Annotated in this window: 16 protein-coding genes; 3 read left to right on the plus strand and 13 right to left on the minus strand. The window is 38.2% G+C overall.

Annotated features, from left to right (window positions below; all coding sequences use genetic code 11):
* From phrB to I6F44_RS09460, 6 genes are all read right to left on the minus strand, one after another.
* Positions 1 to 1395 (minus strand): deoxyribodipyrimidine photo-lyase, encoded by a 1395-nt coding sequence (phrB, locus tag I6F44_RS09435; protein WP_197173658.1) that lies wholly within the window; start codon positions 1393 to 1395, stop codon positions 1 to 3.
* Positions 1395 to 2348: a YbgA family protein gene (locus I6F44_RS09440; protein WP_007580711.1), complete on the minus strand. Its 954-nt coding sequence runs from the start codon at positions 2346 to 2348 to the stop codon at positions 1395 to 1397. Before I6F44_RS09440 ends, phrB begins: the two co-directional genes overlap by 1 nt.
* Positions 2349 to 2356: 8 nt before the next feature.
* Positions 2357 to 3037, minus strand: coding sequence for a ChrR family anti-sigma-E factor (locus I6F44_RS09445; RefSeq protein WP_197173659.1), 681 nt, complete (start codon positions 3035 to 3037; stop codon positions 2357 to 2359).
* Complete coding sequence (locus I6F44_RS09450) at positions 3030 to 3653, minus strand: sigma-70 family RNA polymerase sigma factor (protein ID WP_010552978.1); 624 nt, start codon at positions 3651 to 3653, stop codon at positions 3030 to 3032. The genes I6F44_RS09445 and I6F44_RS09450 overlap by 8 nt, the downstream gene beginning before the upstream one ends.
* A gap of 68 nt (positions 3654 to 3721) precedes the next feature.
* The gene (locus I6F44_RS09455; protein ID WP_121955582.1) at positions 3722 to 4300 is read right to left on the minus strand and encodes an LON peptidase substrate-binding domain-containing protein; all 579 of its coding nucleotides are present in this window, start codon (positions 4298 to 4300) and stop codon (positions 3722 to 3724) included.
* 235 nt (positions 4301 to 4535) lie between these two features.
* Complete coding sequence (locus tag I6F44_RS09460; protein ID WP_197173660.1) at positions 4536 to 4808, minus strand: hypothetical protein; 273 nt, start codon at positions 4806 to 4808, stop codon at positions 4536 to 4538.
* Between the two features lie 298 nt (positions 4809 to 5106).
* Here I6F44_RS09460 and I6F44_RS09465 point away from each other — a divergent pair, with 298 nt between their 5' ends.
* Positions 5107 to 6798 (plus strand): alkaline phosphatase D family protein, encoded by a 1692-nt coding sequence (locus tag I6F44_RS09465; RefSeq protein ID WP_197173661.1) that lies wholly within the window; start codon positions 5107 to 5109, stop codon positions 6796 to 6798.
* Between the two features lie 65 nt (positions 6799 to 6863).
* Here the strand turns inward: I6F44_RS09465 and I6F44_RS09470 are convergent, their stop codons facing one another.
* The 3 genes from I6F44_RS09470 to I6F44_RS09480 all read right to left on the minus strand — a co-directional run bounded on the left by I6F44_RS09470 (position 6864) and on the right by I6F44_RS09480 (position 11526).
* Entirely contained in the window at positions 6864 to 8348 is a 1485-nt protein-coding gene (locus I6F44_RS09470) for a cellulase family glycosylhydrolase (protein WP_197173662.1), read from the minus strand.
* A gap of 387 nt (positions 8349 to 8735) precedes the next feature.
* Positions 8736 to 9086: a hypothetical protein gene (locus I6F44_RS09475; RefSeq protein ID WP_101216961.1), complete on the minus strand. Its 351-nt coding sequence runs from the start codon at positions 9084 to 9086 to the stop codon at positions 8736 to 8738.
* 88 nt (positions 9087 to 9174) lie between these two features.
* Positions 9175 to 11526 (minus strand): TonB-dependent receptor, encoded by a 2352-nt coding sequence (locus I6F44_RS09480; RefSeq protein ID WP_197173663.1) that lies wholly within the window; start codon positions 11524 to 11526, stop codon positions 9175 to 9177.
* A 219-nt stretch (positions 11527 to 11745) separates the two neighbouring features.
* On the opposite strand from I6F44_RS09480, the gene trhA reads away from it, so the two are divergent.
* Positions 11746 to 12375, plus strand: a complete 630-nt coding sequence (gene trhA / locus I6F44_RS09485) for a PAQR family membrane homeostasis protein TrhA (protein ID WP_197173664.1) — start codon at positions 11746 to 11748, stop codon at positions 12373 to 12375.
* Between the two features lie 133 nt (positions 12376 to 12508).
* On the opposite strand, the gene I6F44_RS09490 is transcribed toward trhA, so the two are convergent.
* Both I6F44_RS09490 and I6F44_RS09495 read right to left on the minus strand, forming a co-directional pair.
* Positions 12509 to 15031, minus strand: a complete 2523-nt coding sequence (locus tag I6F44_RS09490) for a metallophosphoesterase family protein (RefSeq protein ID WP_197173665.1) — start codon at positions 15029 to 15031, stop codon at positions 12509 to 12511.
* A 513-nt stretch (positions 15032 to 15544) separates the two neighbouring features.
* On the minus strand, positions 15545 to 17449 hold the full coding sequence (locus I6F44_RS09495; protein WP_197173666.1) for a DUF4365 domain-containing protein: 1905 nt from the start codon (positions 17447 to 17449) through the stop codon (positions 15545 to 15547).
* Between the two features lie 264 nt (positions 17450 to 17713).
* On the opposite strand from I6F44_RS09495, the gene I6F44_RS09500 reads away from it, so the two are divergent.
* Positions 17714 to 18292, plus strand: a complete 579-nt coding sequence (locus I6F44_RS09500) for a DJ-1/PfpI family protein (RefSeq protein ID WP_197173667.1) — start codon at positions 17714 to 17716, stop codon at positions 18290 to 18292.
* A gap of 57 nt (positions 18293 to 18349) precedes the next feature.
* On the opposite strand, the gene I6F44_RS09505 is transcribed toward I6F44_RS09500, so the two are convergent.
* A complete protein-coding gene (locus I6F44_RS09505) occupies positions 18350 to 18655 on the minus strand; it encodes an MGMT family protein (protein WP_165741271.1) in 306 nt (101 codons plus the stop codon).
* A complete protein-coding gene (locus tag I6F44_RS09510; RefSeq protein WP_197173668.1) occupies positions 18645 to 19547 on the minus strand; it encodes a LysR family transcriptional regulator in 903 nt (300 codons plus the stop codon). The genes I6F44_RS09505 and I6F44_RS09510 overlap by 11 nt, the downstream gene beginning before the upstream one ends.
* Positions 19548 to 19643 lie beyond the last annotated feature (96 nt).

Genomic DNA, 19643 nt, shown 5'->3' on the forward strand with positions numbered 1-19643 from the left:
TCACACCTTAAATGCAGCAAGTGCACGTTCTCGTGCCGCTTTATGATCAACTATTGCTGGCCAGTAACATTCCTTATCTTTACCTATTGCGGCTAAATAAGTGTGTGGAAAATGAATGTGTTTATCTGGCACGTTTTCAAGCTCTGGCAAATACTTACGGATAAACTTGCCAGTTGGATCAAAGCGCTCGCTTTGTCTGATAGGGTTAAAAACTCTAAAGTAAGGCTGAGCATCACACCCGGTACTTGCAGCCCACTGCCAGCCACCATTATTTGAGGCTAAATCGCCATCAATTAGGTGCTGCATAAAAAAGCGCTCACCTTCGCGCCAGTCTATTAATAAATGCTTAGTTAAAAAGCTCGCAACAACCATACGTAAACGATTGTGCATCCAACCGGTTTGCTTTAATTGTAGCATTGCAGCATCCACTAACGGATAACCTGTTCGCCCTTCACACCATGCTGTAAATTCATTTTCGCTTTTACGCCACACTACGGCGTTATACTTTTCGTTAAAGTTGTCACCGCGCGAAAGCTTCGGAAATTCAGCAATCAAATGCCTGTAAAATTCGCGCCAAACAAGCTCGTTAATCCACGTAAACGTTTTACTTTTTGACGTAGTTAAAATATCAGGATAACGCTGCTGAATATTAATAAGCAGCTGTTTTGTGCTTACAATACCAAGTGCTAAATACGGGCTTAAACCTGATGTGCCTTTTACGCTGGGTATATCACGCTGATCATCGTAGCTTGTAAGTTTGTCACATATAAAGTTATCGACCACAGTAGAAAGTGTTTCGTCGTCAACCGGCCACTTATCCGAGCATCCATCACTTTTTAGTAAGCCGCTTTCATCAAATTTTGTTGGCTCAGAAGTTAAAGGCCATTGAGGCAAACTAAAGTGTGTATCTTGATACTGCTTTAACCATGCTCGTTTGAAAGGAGTAAATACTTTATACATTTCATTACTTTGATTTTTAACCGTTCCAACAGGTGCAATTAAATCACCTTCGTACAAAGTAAAAGTAATAGAAAGCTCATCGCATTTATGCAAAATTGCTTTATCGCGATTTGCTTCATTAAGCTCATATTCTGTATTAGCAATTACGTGTTTTATATCGTTTGCTTTACAAAAATCAATAAGCTCACGCTCACAATCAGAAAAGCTTGGCGCTTCAATAACATGTAAAATAATGCCGTAATCAGCAAGCTGAAATTGAAGGTAAGTAACTCGGCGCTTGAGTAAGTCAATCTGAATGGGCGCAGTTTGGTGTTGTTGCCACTGTTTTTCAGACACAAAAAAAATGGCGTGTTTAGCGCCATTATTTAGCGCTTGAATTAACGCTTCGTTAGAAAAAAGGCGCAAATCGCGCCTAAACCAAAATAATGTATCCATTAAATACCAAATCGTAGTTTTAAATCGTGAGGGTATGGGTTAAAAAACACTTGTTTTTCAAGGTACTCATTTGGATGAACTTTCAAATGATGTTTTAACAAAGTAAGTGGTACATACAATGGCACCAACCCCTCGCGGTATTCATCTATCGCATCACGAAGTTCTTGTTTTTCAACCTTCGATAAATCTGTTTTAAAGTAACCTTGTAAATGCATTAGCGTGTTGCAGTTATTTCTGCGAGAAGCCGGTTTTTTAAGACCCGTCATCAAACCTAGAATATATTCATCAGCAACTGCATTTATATCATCACCTACGTATGTTCCAAGCAGGTTACCCAAATCACGATAAGCTTGATAATTATGAGCCATTAACAAGTACTTATACTGAGAATGAAATTGAGTAAGCTTGTGAACCGTTAGTGGTTCTTGTACTAACTTTTGCCAATTTTTAAATACGTAAATTCTCATTACAAAGTTTTCACGTAAATGCATGTCGTTTAAACGTCCGTTTTCTTCACATGGCAATAATGGGTTGTGCTTCATTATTTGCTCAGCAAAAAAACCAACGCCTTCTGAGGTATTACCTGTTCCTGCTTCGTTGTATATTTTAATGCGCTCCATGCCGCAGCTTGGGCTTTTTGCACAAAATACAAATCCACTTAATTCTTTAGCTTGTTCAGTTGCAACTTTTTTACCATATTCAGTAAGTTGTTGGCCTACTTCGCCGGTGCCATCTGGTCGGCATACTTTAATAGTATCGCCCACTTTAACTTGGCGAATAGTTGGACGAGGTATCGGTAAACCAACAGCTACTTCCGGACAAAACCGTGTGTATTCAACGTGTTTACCTAGCTCGTCCATACAAAAATTTGACTTTTTATGTCCTGTGTCAAATCTAACTTTTTCGCCTGCTAAGCAGGCGCTTATACCTATTTTTATTATATCTGTATGCATATATTCTCTTAGTAAATCAAATTACCTATTGGATTTAGTAACTTGCTGAAGCCCTTATTAAAATGTAGCGCACTACTGACAACTGTAAAGCATAAACATCCATCTTTCGTTAAAGGTGTGTGTTGATGACTACCATCTTGCCAAATAAAGTCGCCTGGTACGTAATTACCATCTTCATCACTAAACTCACCGTCTAGTAGTAAAGTAACTTCAAATCCAGTATGTGTATGCTCAGGAATTTCGCCACCGGCATCAATATGTAGCAAGCTAGAACGCAGCGCACCATCATCAAGCGAAACGCGAGATCGTGCCAACTTACCAACTTGTGTAAATTTGCTATGAGAAATACGTGTTAAAGCACGTGGAAGCTGATAGTTATGCTCATTCACTTTAATAGAGACAGGCTCTACTTCGTAAACTTCATCAATAGAATCATCAGACATTATCATATCAAGTACATTTAGTTCAAATTCTTCAAGTAAATCAGATCTCTCAGTTTGAGGTTTCTCAAATTGAGCAGGCTCTTCACTAAATAATGCATTTGCATTACTTGCTTCAATTTTAGCTACTTTAGCTTGGCACACAGAGCACATGTCTACGTGAATAGAAACGGCTAAACTCAATGATGTAGCAAGTGATGCATCGCAATACTGTGTCAGTAAAGTTTCACTCGGGTGATGTTTAATCATGCTGATCTCCCATTTCATTACGTAATTTTTGCAAGGCCAAACGTAACCGTGATTTTACCGTGCCTACTGGAATATTAAGTTGATGTGCAAGTTGCTCTTGCGACATATCTTGAAAATAAACGCCTCTTACCACTTCGCGTTGAGCAATTGGTAATTTGTCTAAATAGCGCTTAATTTGCTTATCTTCTAAATGATCACTGTATTCGTGATGCGTATCTTGTGAGTCGTTTAGTAACGGCCAAATATCTTCGCTTATATTTTCTTCTTTATTACTTTTCATTTTACGAAGCATATCGAACGAAGCGTTACGCATAACGGTATAAACCCACGTAGTAGCAGCGCCTTTTTCACTATGATACAAATGTGCTTTACGCCAAACAGACGTTAATGTTTCTTGCACAAGCTCCATGGCTTGGGCTTCAACACCAAACTGCTTAATTCCAAAGCGTTTAATTTTTGGCGCAAAGTATTCAAATAAATATGAAAACGCTTTTTTATCGCGTGATTGCGCAACATCTATAAGCGCTTGCATGAGCTCTTTACTCGGCGTTTCTGGCATGGCAGTGTACTTACCTGTATTAGGTTCACAACGTGGTGACTGTTGTTGACTTACCATAATAATTTATCCCGTTATTGCTTTTGTATTAAGTAATACGGGCAATAATTAATTTAGGATCATAAAATTTAGGCAAATTCGTTATTAATCACAGTATGGAGGAAATTCAGTAAGTTATCAAAATTCGTTTCAAATGCAAGTTGCTGTTTTTTCTCAATAGAAACAGGTAGGAGTTCTAGCCAACGTGCTGCAATCCATGGAAGCTTGTCAAAATGAGTTTTCTTGTACAACAAATTAAGTTCCGGATTACCTTGAAACACGTTTTTAAGCGCGTCGTGTAATAGATAATGTTCACCAATTTGGTTGTTAGAATTTTTGTACCAATACGGCGTATTACAAGGCGATACTAGGCCATGACGTAATTCGTCTTCGTCTTGATAAACATCATTAATTTGCACATTTTGCGATGCAAATACATCAATTAATAATACATCGTTATCGTCTTGGTCAAAATCAATAATATCAACAAGGCAACCTTGCGCACTTATATTAAAAGGCGTGTCATGCTCGAACGTACAAAGCACAAACCCTGTATTATTTTTTAATGCGGTTTTAACCATATTTAAGTAGCGAGGCTCAAATATGCGTAATCGCGTATAACCTTCAGGTAACATAAAAATGGGTAATGGAAAAATCGCACGTTTCATAAAGTCTACTTATTTCAAACACTCTGCCTTTATTTACGTGCGCTTTTGCTAAGTCGATCAGCTTTGTATGAATCGAATTAATTACCAGCTATATAATTGGCTAAAGATTAAACCAACCTCCCATAGCTTTAAACACTTGAACCGAGTAATAAGCGCTAATCATACTGACTACGGGTGCTAACATTAATGCAAATAATCCAAGTTCACTGCTCATCGTTTTAATCCTTTAAGTGGTTTATTTTACGTTTTTAACGCTAGCGTCAGTATTTTTAAGCGTTGTGCTATCTGTTAAAACGGGCTCATCTAATAAACCCTCTAAAACAGTTTTAGCATCAAAATAAAGCGTTTCCTTTAGTGATTTTTCAAGCTCGATTGTGGTTTGCTTAACATAGCTTGCTACACTTTGAGTTAATATATCAGTTACATCTAGGTCCACTTCTGTTGCGTGTACTTGCGCAGAACCTAATACTAATAAACTTGCCATAGCGATTTTAATTGAATGTTTCATAATGGTATTCCTTGTTTGTGTATTGTTTAGACGTAGTTATATACTCAAGGGTTGTGCCAACATAAAAACAAATCTTAACCAGTTGTAATTAAACAACTTTACACGCATCACTTTAATTTAAAAAATTCATCCCTCGTTAATTTAACCATTTGATTTAATTTTTTGACTACTTTTTAGTTAATAAATAAAAGGGTTTTAATGTATTAATACCGTCACACTAAATACATTTAGCGTTTATAAAAACGTCATATCTAATCGTTAAAATACGCACCACTATAAATAATTTAAAAAGTGCAGTATGACTCTTTCATCACGTCGAAATTTTTTAAAAACCTCAGCAGCAAGCATATTTACCGTCGCAGTATCGAGTGCCATTACAGGTTGTGCTCAAACATTAATAAACAAACCTCTATCGGCTATTGAATTTAAACACGGTGTAGCGAGTGGCGACCCGCTTAGTCATGCTTTAATAATTTGGACACGTGCAACTCCTTCTCAATCAAATTTTGAAGTTACTGTTGCTTGGGAGCTGGCAAGTGACTCTCAATTTAAAAACATTATTCGCAGCGGGCGCGAACAAACAGATAAAAGCAGAGACTTTACAATAAAAATAGATGTGCAAGAACTTACTCCAAACACAGAGTACTTTTATCGTTTTATAGGTTTGCAAACACAAAGCCCTATTGGCCGTGCTAAAACACTACCAATAAATAACATTGAACAAATTAAAATGGCTGTTGTGTCGTGCTCAAACTACCCTGCTGGGTACTTTAATGCCTACACAGATGCCGCTAAGCAAAAAGATTTAGATGTGGTCCTGCATTTGGGAGATTACATTTACGAATACCCAATGGGCGGATACGCTACCGAAAATGCTGAAAAAATTGGCCGCCAATTAGCAGCCGATAACAGCGGTGAAATTATTACCCTTAGCGACTATCGTAAGCGCTATGCTATTTACAGAACAGACCAAGGCCTTCAAGCACTTCATGCTGCAGCGCCTTTTATCGCAATATGGGATGATCACGAAGTTACCAACGATACCTATAAAAGTGGTGCTGAAAATCATACCCCTGATGAAGGTGACTTTTTTAAGCGCCGTGCAGCAGCTATTCAAGCCTATTACGAATGGCTGCCAATTAGACCGCCTATGGGCGAACAAAGCCCGCAAATATATCGCACCTTCGATTTTGGTAATTTAATAAGCTTACATATGCTAGATACGCGCGTAATAGCACGCGATAAACAACTCGCTTACAGCGACTATAAAAACCTAGAGACCAAACAAATGGATGTTGCTCGCTTTGCCAGTGATTTAAATAATCCAAATAGGCAGTTACTAGGTAACACACAACTAAACTGGCTCACGAGTGCAATAACTAAATCAAATGCAAAATGGCAAGTATTGGGCCAGCAAGTATTGATGACTAAAATGTGGCTACCTACTGAAATATTCTCGCAATCCGATCGCACTAAAATACCGCAGGTGTTAAAAGAGCTTGTTGCCATTAAAAAAGCCGTGTTAGAAAATAAAGCGGTAACACCCGCGCAACTCGCACGCGTAAATACTTTAATGCCTTATAATTTAGATGCGTGGGATGGTTACCCAAGCGAGCGCGAAGCATTATACAAAAGCGTTACTGCATTAAATAAAAAGTTAGTAGTGGTTGCAGGTGATACGCACAATGCGTGGCATGGCACATTAAAAAATGCAAAAGGCGAAAGCGTAGGAGTAGAGTTTGCAACACCTGGTGTTACATCCCCGGGTATGGAGCATTATTTAGCGCTTAATACAGCACAAGCAAAGCAGATGGCTGACTCACTTTCATTGTTAATAAACGACTTAAACTATTGTGACTTATCACACCGTGGATATATGTTACTGACTATTACTAAAGAGCAAATCACAACCGATTGGCGCTATATAGATAACATAAACTCTCCAAGCTACAACATTGCTGCTCAACACCAAAGTGTCTATAAGGGCTAACATTTTGTATAAAAAGAGAAGGTAAATGTATTATTTACCTTCTTCGCATATTTTATAAAACGTGCTTAATTACAAGTATAAAGAAGCGTCCACGAAGCATCACTTCCTGGAAGGCTATTTGTATACCAATTTGCGCTGTATGCATTGCCTTGATATTGCATTTTATCGTCGGTGTTATTGTGAGTAAACGGACCACCTGAGTAATCTTTGTTCACCCAATTAGGGTATGCATTAATACCATTACAATCTGTTGAACTTACAACACTGCATCCGTTTGTATCAACACTTGTACCAGCGGGTGTATCTGGGCACTGATCAATATCATCATTCACACCATCGTTATCCGCATCGCTTTGTGGCTCAACTACTTCGACAACGCAACCTACATTATTAACAGCTTCACCTACTGTTGTATTAGGACATTGATCAACATTATCGCTTATACCATCGGCATCGCTATCGGTTACCGCGCAGCCAATACTATCAACCGTTGTACCTGCGGGAGTATTATCGCACTGATCAAGGCTGTCATTTACGCCATCCCCGTCACTATCTAAATCAACATTGCTACTACCACCACCCCAACCTTGAATGATCTCTTTAACTTTAGAGCCTGACGATGTTAGTGAATTCCAACTACCGCCTGGAGTAAATAACGATGCACCTTCGTTTTTATCGTTTAAAGCCCAGTTAGCGTGGCTAATATTGTTTGTTTTAAAAAATGCCATCCATGCATCGGTTTCATTGATATTAACACCACCATTACCATCAGCATTGACTGTTCCCCACTCTGTGGCGAATAGTGCAATGCCGTTATCGAGTGCTGTTTGTGCTTTATTTCGATACGATTGACCATGTGTGCCAGCATAAAAATGCAGAGTGTAAGCAATATTGGCGCGATCAATTGGGTTTTGTGATGCCACATCGACATCTTGCGACCACGTAGGCGTTCCAACCACAATTAAGTTATCAGGGTCGATTGCTCTAATTTTATCAATAACTGTTTCTGCGTAAGGCTTAATATCGTTAACCCACGAGATTTGTAACGGCTCGTTATAAATTTCATAAATAACATTGTCGTACTGCCCATATTTGGTAGCTACGTCTTCAAAAAAGCGAACTGCAGTTGCTTGATCGGTATGTGCTTCATGGCTATGAAAATCAATAATAACGTACATATCTTCGCTAATAGCTGCGTTTACAACAGTATCAAGACGGCTCATATTGCCCTCCCAATCAAAGTTCAAACTACTACCAGTATTCGTACCATGGCCAATAGCTGCACGAATTAATGTTGCATTAAATTCAGTTTTTGCCTTTGCTACTGTTTCTGCTGTATAAAATTTTTCAGCGCCCCACCCCGTGTTACTCCAAAATAGGCTAGGTCCTGCAAAGCTTGTGTTTTCTCCGCCCGCAAGAATTTGATTCCCACTCACCGTTAACTTCTCAACAGCGGCATTGGCCATTGTTGAGCATCCTAATAATAAAGCTAACGATAAGCTCGCCACTTTAAAATCCTTTCTTTTGTGATTATTTGAACTGTTATTCATCGTATTTCCTTAAATTGAAATTATCAGTCGTCATTGCTTGACGTAATAAATTGATAGCAAACCAATACTTAATAGCTAAACAAAGTTAATTTGGCGAGCAAAAAGTATCATTTATTTATTAACATTAAATGAATAAAAAGGTACAAGGAGAAGGATTTCAATTAACTAAATATCAACAAGTGAGCGATTTAACGAGGTTTGAGGATTTTACTGGGTATATACAGGCATTTACACGATATTTACATGGTGCTGGCAAAAAATCTCGGTTACAAAAAATATGTATAAAAATGAAAAGGCGGTAATAATAATTATTACCGCCATCAATAATAGCTAAATATCAGGGTGAAATATTAATAAGCCAACCAAACCGAGTTCTGATTAAGTGGCTTATTTTTTAGTGGGTAGCGCTTTTCTGCCCAAACGGTATGCATCCATCATGCTCAGCACCCAAATTATAATCATTAAAGGTAAATACTTATATTCAGCGAGTTTAGCGCAGGCGTCAGAAGGTTGTTGCGCGGCTTTTAAAATGGCCGTAACCGACATGGGGATTTTTCCGTGTACAATTTCATTTGCAGTACACTGTGCAATCGCAAATATATCTTGAAGGGTTAAAATTAAAAGAACAGAAAATACACCCGCAAAAATAGCGCCTATAAGGTGTTTTTTTAAAGAAAAATGCCCCGCTCCAGGATAAACAATGGCGGTAAGTAAAGCAGCTTTTAGATCTTGTTTCATTTTTACCTAATATAAATTCACTTTAACGTGATCACATAAAAAAGCCACTTTGCAGTGGCTCAATTAAAATATCAAGTAGTTAAATGTATTATTGTCCACCAAACCCGAGAGTTAACTCAATACCAACAAAGCGAGGTGCTCCTGCAACAAATGTTGGGTTGCCAAATCCCCCTCCAGTATTACCTGCATCAACTAAATACTCTTTATCTAATAAGTTACTAGCAAATACACTAACAGCCCAGTCATCACCATTTGCGATACCTAAGCGCGCACTGACTAATCCAAGCCCAGGTTGGCTAATATCTAAGCCTGATATTGGCGCATTTGCTGGCTCAAAAAACACTTCAGAGCGGTAGCTATATATTAAAGAGCTCGTTAAATTAAGTGAGTTCGACAATTCTGTTGAATAAAACAGCCCCGTACTAAACGTCCACTCTGGTTGTAGTCTAAATTTATTGCCTGCGAGGTTACCGTTATTACTATCATCATCTATTTCAGCATCAAGGTAAGCCGCATTGGCAAAAACCTCAAACTCATTATTAATTAACGCCCTTACCTCAGCCTCTGCGCCAACATTAGTGGCAGAGCCCGCATCAGCAGAAAACGCAACGCCTTCATCATCCTGTAACGTAACCTGAAAGTTAGAATAATCTTGATAAAATACAGCGACAGAGTAATCTAAACGCCCGTCAAGCGCTTTGCCTTTAATACCGGTTTCGTAGTTCCAAATAATTTCCGCTGGGACTTCTGATATAGAGGCTTCGACATTTCCTTGTTCGTTGTTAGCCGAACTCACTTCTAGTACTTCCGAACGACGCCCTTTTGAAATAGTCGCATACATATTTGTAATAGGGTTTATTATATAAAGCGCATTAAAACGTGGCAGCCAATCATCATAATCAGCATCGCCATAAAATGTTTCACCATTTGTATCAACCGTAAACAATGGCGCTTGTGTTAAAACACTATTGGGTGCAGCAGAGCTATAGCCACTGCGCTTTTCTTCTTTTATATAACGAAGTCCCACTGTTAACTCTAATGCTTCAGTAGTAGCATAAGTTACATCAGCAAACGCTGAGTACGCTTTGTTTTCACCATAGTTTGTAAACTCTAGTGAATATGGCAACTCGTTTACTACACCACCTGTTAATGCTGGCGTTAAAATATTAACGCTACCATCATTATTAATACAAGGAACACCAGAACCCAATACGCCTAAGCAATTTAAAAATATAGACTCCTCTGTACTAAATGGAATACGCTGGCTACCATCTTCTTCAAAGTAACTCACACCAAAAATACTAGTGAACTTATTCTGCGTATAAACAGCGCGTAATTCTTGGCTAAATTGATCGCCCTCAGCAGCTTCTGCAAATTCTAAAAACCATGCTTGCGTACCATCAGCATCAAACACTTCTAAAGAATCAAAATTACGCCCTGCAGTAATTGAGGTGATTGTTAAATCGTTACTTACATCCCAATTTACAGTCAAATTTAAATCGTTAACTGTGCGCTCCACACCTAAGTCTTTTTTTCCAAACACAGACTCTGCATACGGACTACCTGGCATTTCAACAAAGCTATATGGACTTGTATCACCACCGGTTGGCGCATAAAGCCCATTTTTAAAAGATGTACCCGAGTCATCATTTTTTTCATACGTATACACCAAATCAATCGTTACATCGTCACTAGGTGTAATACGTAAAGACGGACGATAAGAAAAACGCTCAATAGCATGCATATCATCTTGCTTAAACCCAGCCGGATTTTGGGAGTTACTATTTCCTGCAATATTTTTTATAAACCCGTCACGTTCACGATAAGTAAAAGCAACACGGCCTTGCAATAAATCATTGCCACCCGTTACAAAGCCACTAGCACCTTTGGCCGAGTAATTACCAACGGATGCTTTTAATTGAGCCGAAAAATCTTTTTCTGGTTTACGTGTTGCTACACTAATAGCACCTACAGAAGCTGCTGTTCCAAACAGTGTTGCTTGTGGTCCCTTAACAACTTCAATCCCTTCTACATCAAAAAGCTCAAAGTATGAGCCACGAGAGCGTGATACATCTGCTCCGTTATAATAAATAGACACACGAGGGGATGATTGAGACGACCCACTATCAGACGTAATACCACGAATTACAAAGCCCGGGTTGTTAGGGCTTTGCTCTTGAATAACAAGCCCTGGTGTTATTTCAGATAAAGTGTCGAGTTCGCCAATACCTAAGCTTTCTAAAAAGTCGCCATCGTAGGCGCTTATTGTTACGGGCACATCTTGTATTGATTGCGCACGCTTTTGAGCAACAACCACTATTTCATCAAGTTCTTTATTTATGGTTTGATCTGCAAAACTATTTGTTGATGTAACGCAAATCATCGCCACAGACAATTTAGTAAGTTTAAGAAAAGGCCGTGTTGTTAATTTATTTTTCATGTTTTTCACTGTTCGTCCGGTTAATTGTTTTTAGGAATTACCAGTAATCTAACGAACTATTACGACTTTTTTACGTCTTATTAATTACGCATTGGTTAAATTGATGTTTCAACTTTATGAAAAACAATAAATTATTGTATTCATATAAAAATTATAATATTGAAAAACTCAGCGTACACTTGTACACTAAAATTCATTCAAATAGTGGTAGGATCTGTTATGTCGTTAGAAGCGCCCTATTCTAAAAAAGAAGAACAACTAAACGTAATTAGTCATGCACTTGGTATTGTATTTGCCGCATTTGTTATGTGGGATTTATTTAGCCAAGCCACCAGCACTAACGCGTATATTAGTACTGCAATTTATGGCAGTAGCCTATTTGTACTGTTTTTGTCATCCACTTTGTACCACGCCAGTATTCAACCGCGCTTAAGAGCCTTTTATAAAAAGTGCGATCACTGCGCCATATACTTATTAATTGCCGGCACCTACACCCCCTTTTTATTAATCTCATTAACCGGTGCTTGGTCATGGGCAACACTTACATTTATATGGACTGTGGCACTGGCGGGCGTTGCGTACAAAGTATTTGTAAAAAACGGTAATAAAAAAATATCACTCGCCACCTACTTACTCATGGGTTGGTTTGCACTGGCTATTGTATATCCGCTCTACTCTAGTGTTGATGTAAAAGCACTTTACTGGCTACTTGCCGGCGGCATTTTTTATAGTTTAGGTACATTATTTTACAGCGCTAAAAGCACCCAATTTAGCCACGCTATTTGGCACTTATTTGTTATTGCTGGGTGTGTTTGCCATTATATTTCAATTAGCAATTACGTTTATTGATAACGACTTAAAGTGCACAACAAGCAGCACATCGAAATATTTAGAGGATCACATATGTAAAATCGATATAAAGTCAGGCTCTATATCGATTTAAAACACACTAAATTATATAAATTCAAAAATAATGAGGTCTTTACCCAGCATTATCAACTTTTAAAACCAAAGCAAATCGACCGTCTTTATGTGTAAAACCCCAAACAGAGTTATTATTATAATTATAACCCCACAAATAAGTCCCACAACTGCTGCTTACATCACTTGGCGCACTACCAGCACCCGATTTAAACATAACACTAAAGTCATCCGAGTAAGAGGTAGCAGTAAAGCAGTTTTCATCTAAAAACGCGTCCCAAACACCCGTTTCTTCGTTGTATCGACCAATGGTTAAAGTAGATAAATCAGTGCCTTCGGGAGCTGTTATTGCAATCGCCATAGCATCAGCGTCATCTTCAGCGGTGATCACACCATCTCGAATAACATTTGTTGGATTATCGGTTTCCACTGCATCTTTATCAAAAAACAACTCTGAAGGAGAGCTGGTTTGCACAAATCCGTTTGTGTTTTTATATGAGCCATCTTGGTTTAAATTACCATTAATGTACAAAATATCAGATACAGTTGTAGCATCCTCGTCGGTAAACCAGCTTAATGACAACAATTCATTCATTGCTTGCTCTTCTCGAGGAATACTATAAGCATCAGCAAAGATTGTATATTCCCCTTTACCTGTCCCTAAATCATCTTGATAGTTTGCATCAACGCCCACCTGCTTTTTATCTTGGGTATCGGTTTTTAACACTTCAACACTGTTATACGTTAAATTAAAACCATCTAAAATAGCCGCTTGCGTACCAATATAACCTGCTTCATCAGGTGTTTTTGTTGTTGCCCAATAAGATTCGTAAGGAGAAACAACACGCTGTAGCGCATCGCTTGTATAGCTTGCACTATCACCTACATTCCATTCAATAGGGATAATTTCTTCAATGGTTTTACCTGCTGAATCAACATCATATTGCACCCAAGCATTTTGAGGTTCATCCCAGTATGTACCCATGTTCATATCTGCTTCTGAGAAATTAACCGGTGCATAATAGTTTTTAAACGTAATTTGACGACCATTAACTTCAACAATCACAAATGAAATTTTGTTTGATTTTTCATACTTAGTTAAATCTTTAGTGTACTGACTATTTGTTCCTTCATAGTCACCTACTTGAGCAAAATTATCCTGCGCTAAACCCGTTTCATATTTATCATGAATACCATAACGATTGTTATACGCTTTCCAAGATGCATTACCGGCAACAATTTGCGTAAAGCCAACGGATGGATTCGAATTATCTGGATGAATTAAGCTACGAGAGTATTGATGATCGTGCCCAGCAATATAGTTAACTTTATATTCACTCAATAAATTAAGGACGTTATCCATTAAGCCAGGTGAAGACTCATCTTGCAGCTGTAAATAACCTAATTGACCAGTATCAAGCCCTAATATACCTGGCTCAGTTTCATCCTCATCTCCACTTGTACCATCGCTTTTTAACGAACTAATATAGTCAAAATATTCATCATAATTATAAACAGACGGACGCTTTTTGGTTGATAAAGCTTCATGACCAAACATAACGATATGATCAACCGTAGTCCCTTTTGTTTCTAAAACATTTTTTAACCAATCGTAAATAAGAAGCCAAGTACCTTCATAGTTAACAGACACTAAATCACTGGCATAAAAGTCTATAGCAATAAATAGGGTATTGTTTTGAACGGTATAGTACATAAGATCTTCAATACCTTCGTAACCCACTATTTCGCCGCTTTCTAACCCTTTGCTTAATAGTTTTCCTGGGTATTGTTGATACAAATTGTACCCTTGATCGAATTCCTGTGAATCTGCATCGGTATATGCATCAATATCATTATCCATATTATTAACAGAGCGATTGTCTGTCGTATCCACTGAAGTAGTAAACCAACTTAGCCAATCATAACCATCTACAATTTCGTGATTACCACGCACAGGTAAAACAGTCATTCCGGCTTCAGTTAAAGGCGTGCCAACCTTATTCATCCATTCAACATATTCATTTTCTGTGCGTACATCGGTCATATCACCTACTGCGAGTACAACTGAAACCCCCTCTTCTTTTATCTTAGAAACAATAGGGTCAACTAATAAAGCGGGAAGGTGTTTAAAATCATAAGGCGTATCTGAACGTTCGCTACTTGCAATTTCGACCGGCACGCCGCCAGCAACAAGCGGATCTCCATTTTCATCAACAAAAATAGCATTATAAGGGTCAGACACGTCAATCTTCCAACCTTCACCATCAAAAATGTCATCATTATTAACGTCATAACCAATATCGACAGATAACGTTATACCATCGTAGGTATGTGTAATTGTTTGTTTATAATCATCATCATCTCGACCTTGGGTATCGGGTATAACAGCAAAGCGCCAAACATTATCGCTATTATTTTCTGCAAGTTTATTAGCCCCTTGCGTCACCGTTGTACTTTGCAAATTTTCCGTACTTTCATTTACAACCTGCTCAGTACTTTCCGTTGTATTTGAATTATCAGAACCACATGCAAAAAGAGCATTTGAAATAACAACTATTAAAGCGGTTTTGCTTAAAGCCTTCATTAGGGTATTTACCTATTATTTAATTATAATTTTATGGCAACTTAGCTTCACAGCTGCCAAATAGAAATAAAGTAAATAAGGTACAGGGGAAATATTACAATTTTATGGAAATTAACGTGATATAAACCTGAAGTGAAAAATTATTAATTTGGGGGCAAAGAGTAATACGCAAACAAATTAAACAACAATTAAGCAAGACAGCCACACCAAAATTTAGGATGGGTGTCATTGTTAATTTCATTGTTAATTTGCCGTTATGATAACTAAATTCGAATTTATTTGGTTTGTTCGTCTCGTAGGATAGATACTAGTCACTTGTATGGTGCGAAAGCACGTACTATCGATGGAAAACCAGAGCTTGAAAAAATTGAGTTCCACGAATGGAATGGTAAAAGAGTTCCACCTGGATTCTTCAGACAAGAAGATGCTTAATTGCCTACATAGAGGTGCGCTACGGCACCTCTATTCTTTGACTTGCTAAACACTACCTTCTAGATGACTTGCATAACCAGATTAAAAGTCTATCTTATCAAGCCACTCGACATGCTTTGTGCGTTCTTCTTGCTGCCATTTCAAATTCCAAACCCAATTATCCGCTCTTGGTGAACAATCAAAGCACTTATCACAATGTCTTTGTTTAAATCCTAACGCAAACTCTGGCCCATCAGATTTATCGAATGCTTTAATTAACAAGTTCCCAGTTCCAGCTGTGTGCTTATGCTTTAAGCAAGTCATGACTGGCATACTCAGAGAGTGCATTCCTAATTGCTGGGCTATCATCCCTCTAGGTCGGTAATCAACAAACATATGCTCACAATGACCAATAACATTTGTAGGGTCATAGTTGGCTAAACCTATTGCGACGAACCTACCTTCTCTCGAAGCAGGATCATCTGGGTCCATACCAAGGTTTTTAGCCATATCAGCAAAGAATTGCTTTTGCTCTTCAATGCTGGCTTCAAAAAATGGTTTTGGTTTATCCTTATTAGCTATTACATTATCAAGTGCGTCTAATAACTCTTTAGCACTCGGACAATGCTCAAGAATTAAATATCTAACGTCAAACTTAACAATAGTTTTAAGCTCAGATTGTGAATTGACCATAAGATACAACAGCTCAATTTTTCTCCTCTCACTAACAACTGAAGAGTACATCAATACTGTATGAAGCATCTTTTCAACCCACTCATCTAGGAATGCGATAGCTTCATTTGACCCACGTGCATTATGAATGGTTTTAAACATACCTATAGATAAAGCAACATCACACATCAAATCTGCCAAGATATTAAACTGACTGATGCTAACAAGCCTGTGGCACATATTTATTATCTTCTGCAACTGAGCACAAGCATCATGGTATTGCTGGTGTACTTCTCGATTCATACACAAGTATTCAAAGCTATCGGATTTAAAGTTCTCATTTGAATGATGGTGCGCATGTAGTTGTTCAACTTTAAAATTGAACAGAGAACTTCTTACCTTAGTTATAGCAGTAAGACGGTAAGCTGACTCCTTTTGCTCTCTTGCAAAGGCAACTAAGAGTTCACATAACTTAAGTTGTTCTTTAATCTTTTCATTTTTTACTTGTTTATAAGGAGCTACCTTAAAAGCATAATCGAAGTAAAGTGTAGCCAAGAACCTATCTTTAGCTGGCACAATGCGCGATTGAATAATGTCACTGGCTTGCTGATAAAGGTCATTAAATGATCCAGCTAGTAAGAGTTGGTCTAACTTTAGATGGTAAGCCTTAAACAAAGCATCACCAACTTGATCGATACATGTATTCAAAGCTTCTGGTTGCAGGGTTTTACAGTTGTTAACCGCAAGCTTAAGATCTCGTAAAGACAGAAAGTCCCAACATTTTTTAACAGCTACCAACAATTTATCGAATGCTGCGGAATCGTTTCTCTCTAGCTTATTCTCAACAGGTAAATGGACAGTCAAAGTATCAGTCGATGAATCTTGTACTTTCTCCAAGATCTCTTGATTATCAGTAACAGAAGCCCAGTAAATATCTTCGTTAGACACTTCAACAACTACCAATATTACTGGAATATTGAACTTGAGATAATACTGAAGACGGACGCGAGAAACTGAGAAAGACAGCTTATGTCTATCCTCAATAAATGAACAGTTCTCTTGACCTTTCAACTGAATCTTAAAAACGCTCTCTTGGCCAAGAGCTTTGCCATTCGAATCTTTTAACTCTATCTCACAATCAATACCATGATCATCCTGATCTTCTTGACTTCGGATAATCCAGTTTAGAGGTGCTTTATAATTAAAAATTCGCCCTGCTGCTGCGCCAATCTCACCCGCATTCATAATAAAACCTGATAATTTTAAGAGCTTATATTCTAACCGGAAGCTGCAATAATTTAAATCAAATAGAACAAATTGTGGTGAGAGATACATCGGATTACTTTAAGTAAGCTAAAGACATCTAAAACAAGCTTCAGGGCAGAAACGAGTTAATCATGAATGACTTCTTCTGACACTTTTGCGACACCCGCATATTGTTACATTTAGCTTTACCAAAGATAATAGAAAACTTAGTAATAGTAATATTTTAGGTAATTTGTTAAAACTATATAAAGCAGAAAAATGAGCGTGACAACAACAGAAGTATTCGTGATTAGCGCATTTTAAGATTGTTATGTGTAATGGAGTATACAGAGTATGAATATCGGAATATACATATACGATGATGCAGAAGTTCTTGATTTCTCCGGACCATTTGAAGTGTTAAGTACTGCAAATCGTTTAGGCAATAAAAATTGGAATGTATTTTTAGTTTCTGAAAAACCTGATGTTGTACAAGCTCGTGGTGGTTTTCCAGTACGCGCACATTTCTCATTTGAGACTCATCCGAATATTGATGTGCTTATCGTTGCTGGAGGTATACATACAGGGGAAGTTAAAAAGCCTACTGTAATATCTTGGATTTCGAATGTTGCTAGTACATCAAAAAGAGTCGCATCTGTCTGTACAGGAGCGTTCATTTTAGCTGAAGCTAATTTACTAAATGGTTTAACAGTTACAACGCATTGGGAAGATATAGCCGATCTCAGTGCTACCTACCCCAAATTAAATGTTGTGAGTGATCATCGTTGGGTCTCTCAAGGTAAATATATAACTTCTGGTGGCATATCAGCTGGAATTGATATGAGTTTACACTTAGTGTCAGAACTATCGACATTAAATTTAGCTGAGCAAACAGCTAAGCAAATGGAGTATCACTGGCAAAAATGCACATAACAACAGGCTAAGTCGTCGTAGTCAGCAAGTGGCACTTACCTGCCCATAATAGTCATATCACTCCCACCGGCACTCGCGCATATTCACTTTGTCGCTTTTAAACAGTACGCCTTCTGATAATAACTTTTCGCGCTGTTCTTGGTATTTTTCGCTACCTGCAGGGAATGATATTTTACCTTGGCTATTCACTACCCTGTGCCAAGGTATAACCGAGTCGTTTGGCATCATTTTTAATAAGCGCCCTACCAACCGTGAGTTTTGCGGGTAGCCCGCAAGTGCTGCAACTTGCCCGTAACTTGCTACTTTTCCTACTGGTATGCCTGCGATAACAGTATAAATAAGTGTTTCTTTATCAATATCCATTGTTGTTAGAATATTCCTCACTAAGAGTTTTAAATTGCTCCCAGATAGTACGCGCTACAGGGCCGTGGTGCATTGCATGCTGCCTAAAGGCTCTAATTTGCGCGCTAAATTTATGCTCTCGGTCAGTTATGTGTATTTCTTGAAGTAAGCCTGCTTTTATTTCAGGGTCGCAGTGCTCTAGGCTCATCATTGCCCAACCTGCGCCTGAGAGTAAAAACGATTTTAGGGTCGATACATCATCAATTTTCATCATGGCGGAGCCTTTTGAGTACGATAGCCTGTCGCTGTCGATACTCAAGTCACTTTCAAACATGGCTAAACACGGATACGTTTGCAGTTCGCTATAGGTGAGTTTTTGAGGAAGTACGCCTTTAGCGCTCACAATACCAATATCAAGCCTGCCTATGGGCACACTTTCTAAATCGCCTGTCGCATGAAATAAATCAAACCACGGGCCAATGCCTAATTCGGCTTGCCCACTATTTACTTGCTCTAACGAAATAAAGCGTTTTCCGCTTGTTAAGCTAAATTCGGTGCTAGTAAACAACCTAAAAGTATTACTTATGATCTCGTTGTAACTTTGCATATGGCACAGTTGTTCGTAACAAATTCTAAATTGAGGCTCATTGCCTAATGCTAATTCTTCAGCAAGCTGTGCTAGCTCGTCGTTGGCATGCAGGAGTTGCTTCGCTTCGCGGTGAAAAATACGCCCTTTTTCAGTAAGCTGTAATCGGTACTTACTTCTGTCCAGTAACTCAAATCCTATTTTGGCTTCTAAGTTTTTAATGGCGAGTGTAAGCGCTGGCTGCGTTTTATGTAGCTTTAGTGCTGCTCCGCTTAAGCTTGCGCTTTGTACTATGGCATCTAAAATTATTAATTGATTCAGCTTCATATACCGCTCTGCAACATCATAAGTAAAACTTATTGAGTTTCTAAAATTTAATGATTTTTATTTTATATGTTTGCAGCGTATGCTGCACTTAATTAT

This window comes from Pseudoalteromonas sp. NZS11_1 (assembly GCF_015864275.1).
In the GTDB taxonomy this organism is placed as follows: Bacteria; Pseudomonadota; Gammaproteobacteria; order Enterobacterales; family Alteromonadaceae; genus Pseudoalteromonas; species Pseudoalteromonas arctica.

Coding starts and splice junctions, on each gene's coding strand:
- I6F44_RS09470 (WP_197173662.1), bottom strand. CDS start 8,348: ATGAATAACAGTTCAAATAATCACAAAAGAAAGGATTTTAAAGTGGCG.
- I6F44_RS09445 (WP_197173659.1), bottom strand. CDS start 3,037: ATGATTAAACATCACCCGAGTGAAACTTTACTGACACAGTATTGCGAT.
- I6F44_RS09475 (WP_101216961.1), bottom strand. CDS start 9,086: ATGAAACAAGATCTAAAAGCTGCTTTACTTACCGCCATTGTTTATCCT.
- phrB (WP_197173658.1), bottom strand. CDS start 1,395: ATGGATACATTATTTTGGTTTAGGCGCGATTTGCGCCTTTTTTCTAAC.
- I6F44_RS09500 (WP_197173667.1), top strand. CDS start 17,714: ATGAATATCGGAATATACATATACGATGATGCAGAAGTTCTTGATTTC.
- I6F44_RS09490 (WP_197173665.1), bottom strand. CDS start 15,031: ATGAAGGCTTTAAGCAAAACCGCTTTAATAGTTGTTATTTCAAATGCT.
- I6F44_RS09465 (WP_197173661.1), top strand. CDS start 5,107: ATGACTCTTTCATCACGTCGAAATTTTTTAAAAACCTCAGCAGCAAGC.
- I6F44_RS09450 (WP_010552978.1), bottom strand. CDS start 3,653: ATGGTAAGTCAACAACAGTCACCACGTTGTGAACCTAATACAGGTAAG.
- trhA (WP_197173664.1), top strand. CDS start 11,746: ATGTCGTTAGAAGCGCCCTATTCTAAAAAAGAAGAACAACTAAACGTA.
- I6F44_RS09480 (WP_197173663.1), bottom strand. CDS start 11,526: ATGAAAAATAAATTAACAACACGGCCTTTTCTTAAACTTACTAAATTG.
- I6F44_RS09440 (WP_007580711.1), bottom strand. CDS start 2,348: ATGCATACAGATATAATAAAAATAGGTATAAGCGCCTGCTTAGCAGGC.
- I6F44_RS09510 (WP_197173668.1), bottom strand. CDS start 19,547: ATGAAGCTGAATCAATTAATAATTTTAGATGCCATAGTACAAAGCGCA.
- I6F44_RS09460 (WP_197173660.1), bottom strand. CDS start 4,808: ATGAAACATTCAATTAAAATCGCTATGGCAAGTTTATTAGTATTAGGT.
- I6F44_RS09505 (WP_165741271.1), bottom strand. CDS start 18,655: ATGGATATTGATAAAGAAACACTTATTTATACTGTTATCGCAGGCATA.
- I6F44_RS09495 (WP_197173666.1), bottom strand. CDS start 17,449: ATGTATCTCTCACCACAATTTGTTCTATTTGATTTAAATTATTGCAGC.
- I6F44_RS09455 (WP_121955582.1), bottom strand. CDS start 4,300: ATGAAACGTGCGATTTTTCCATTACCCATTTTTATGTTACCTGAAGGT.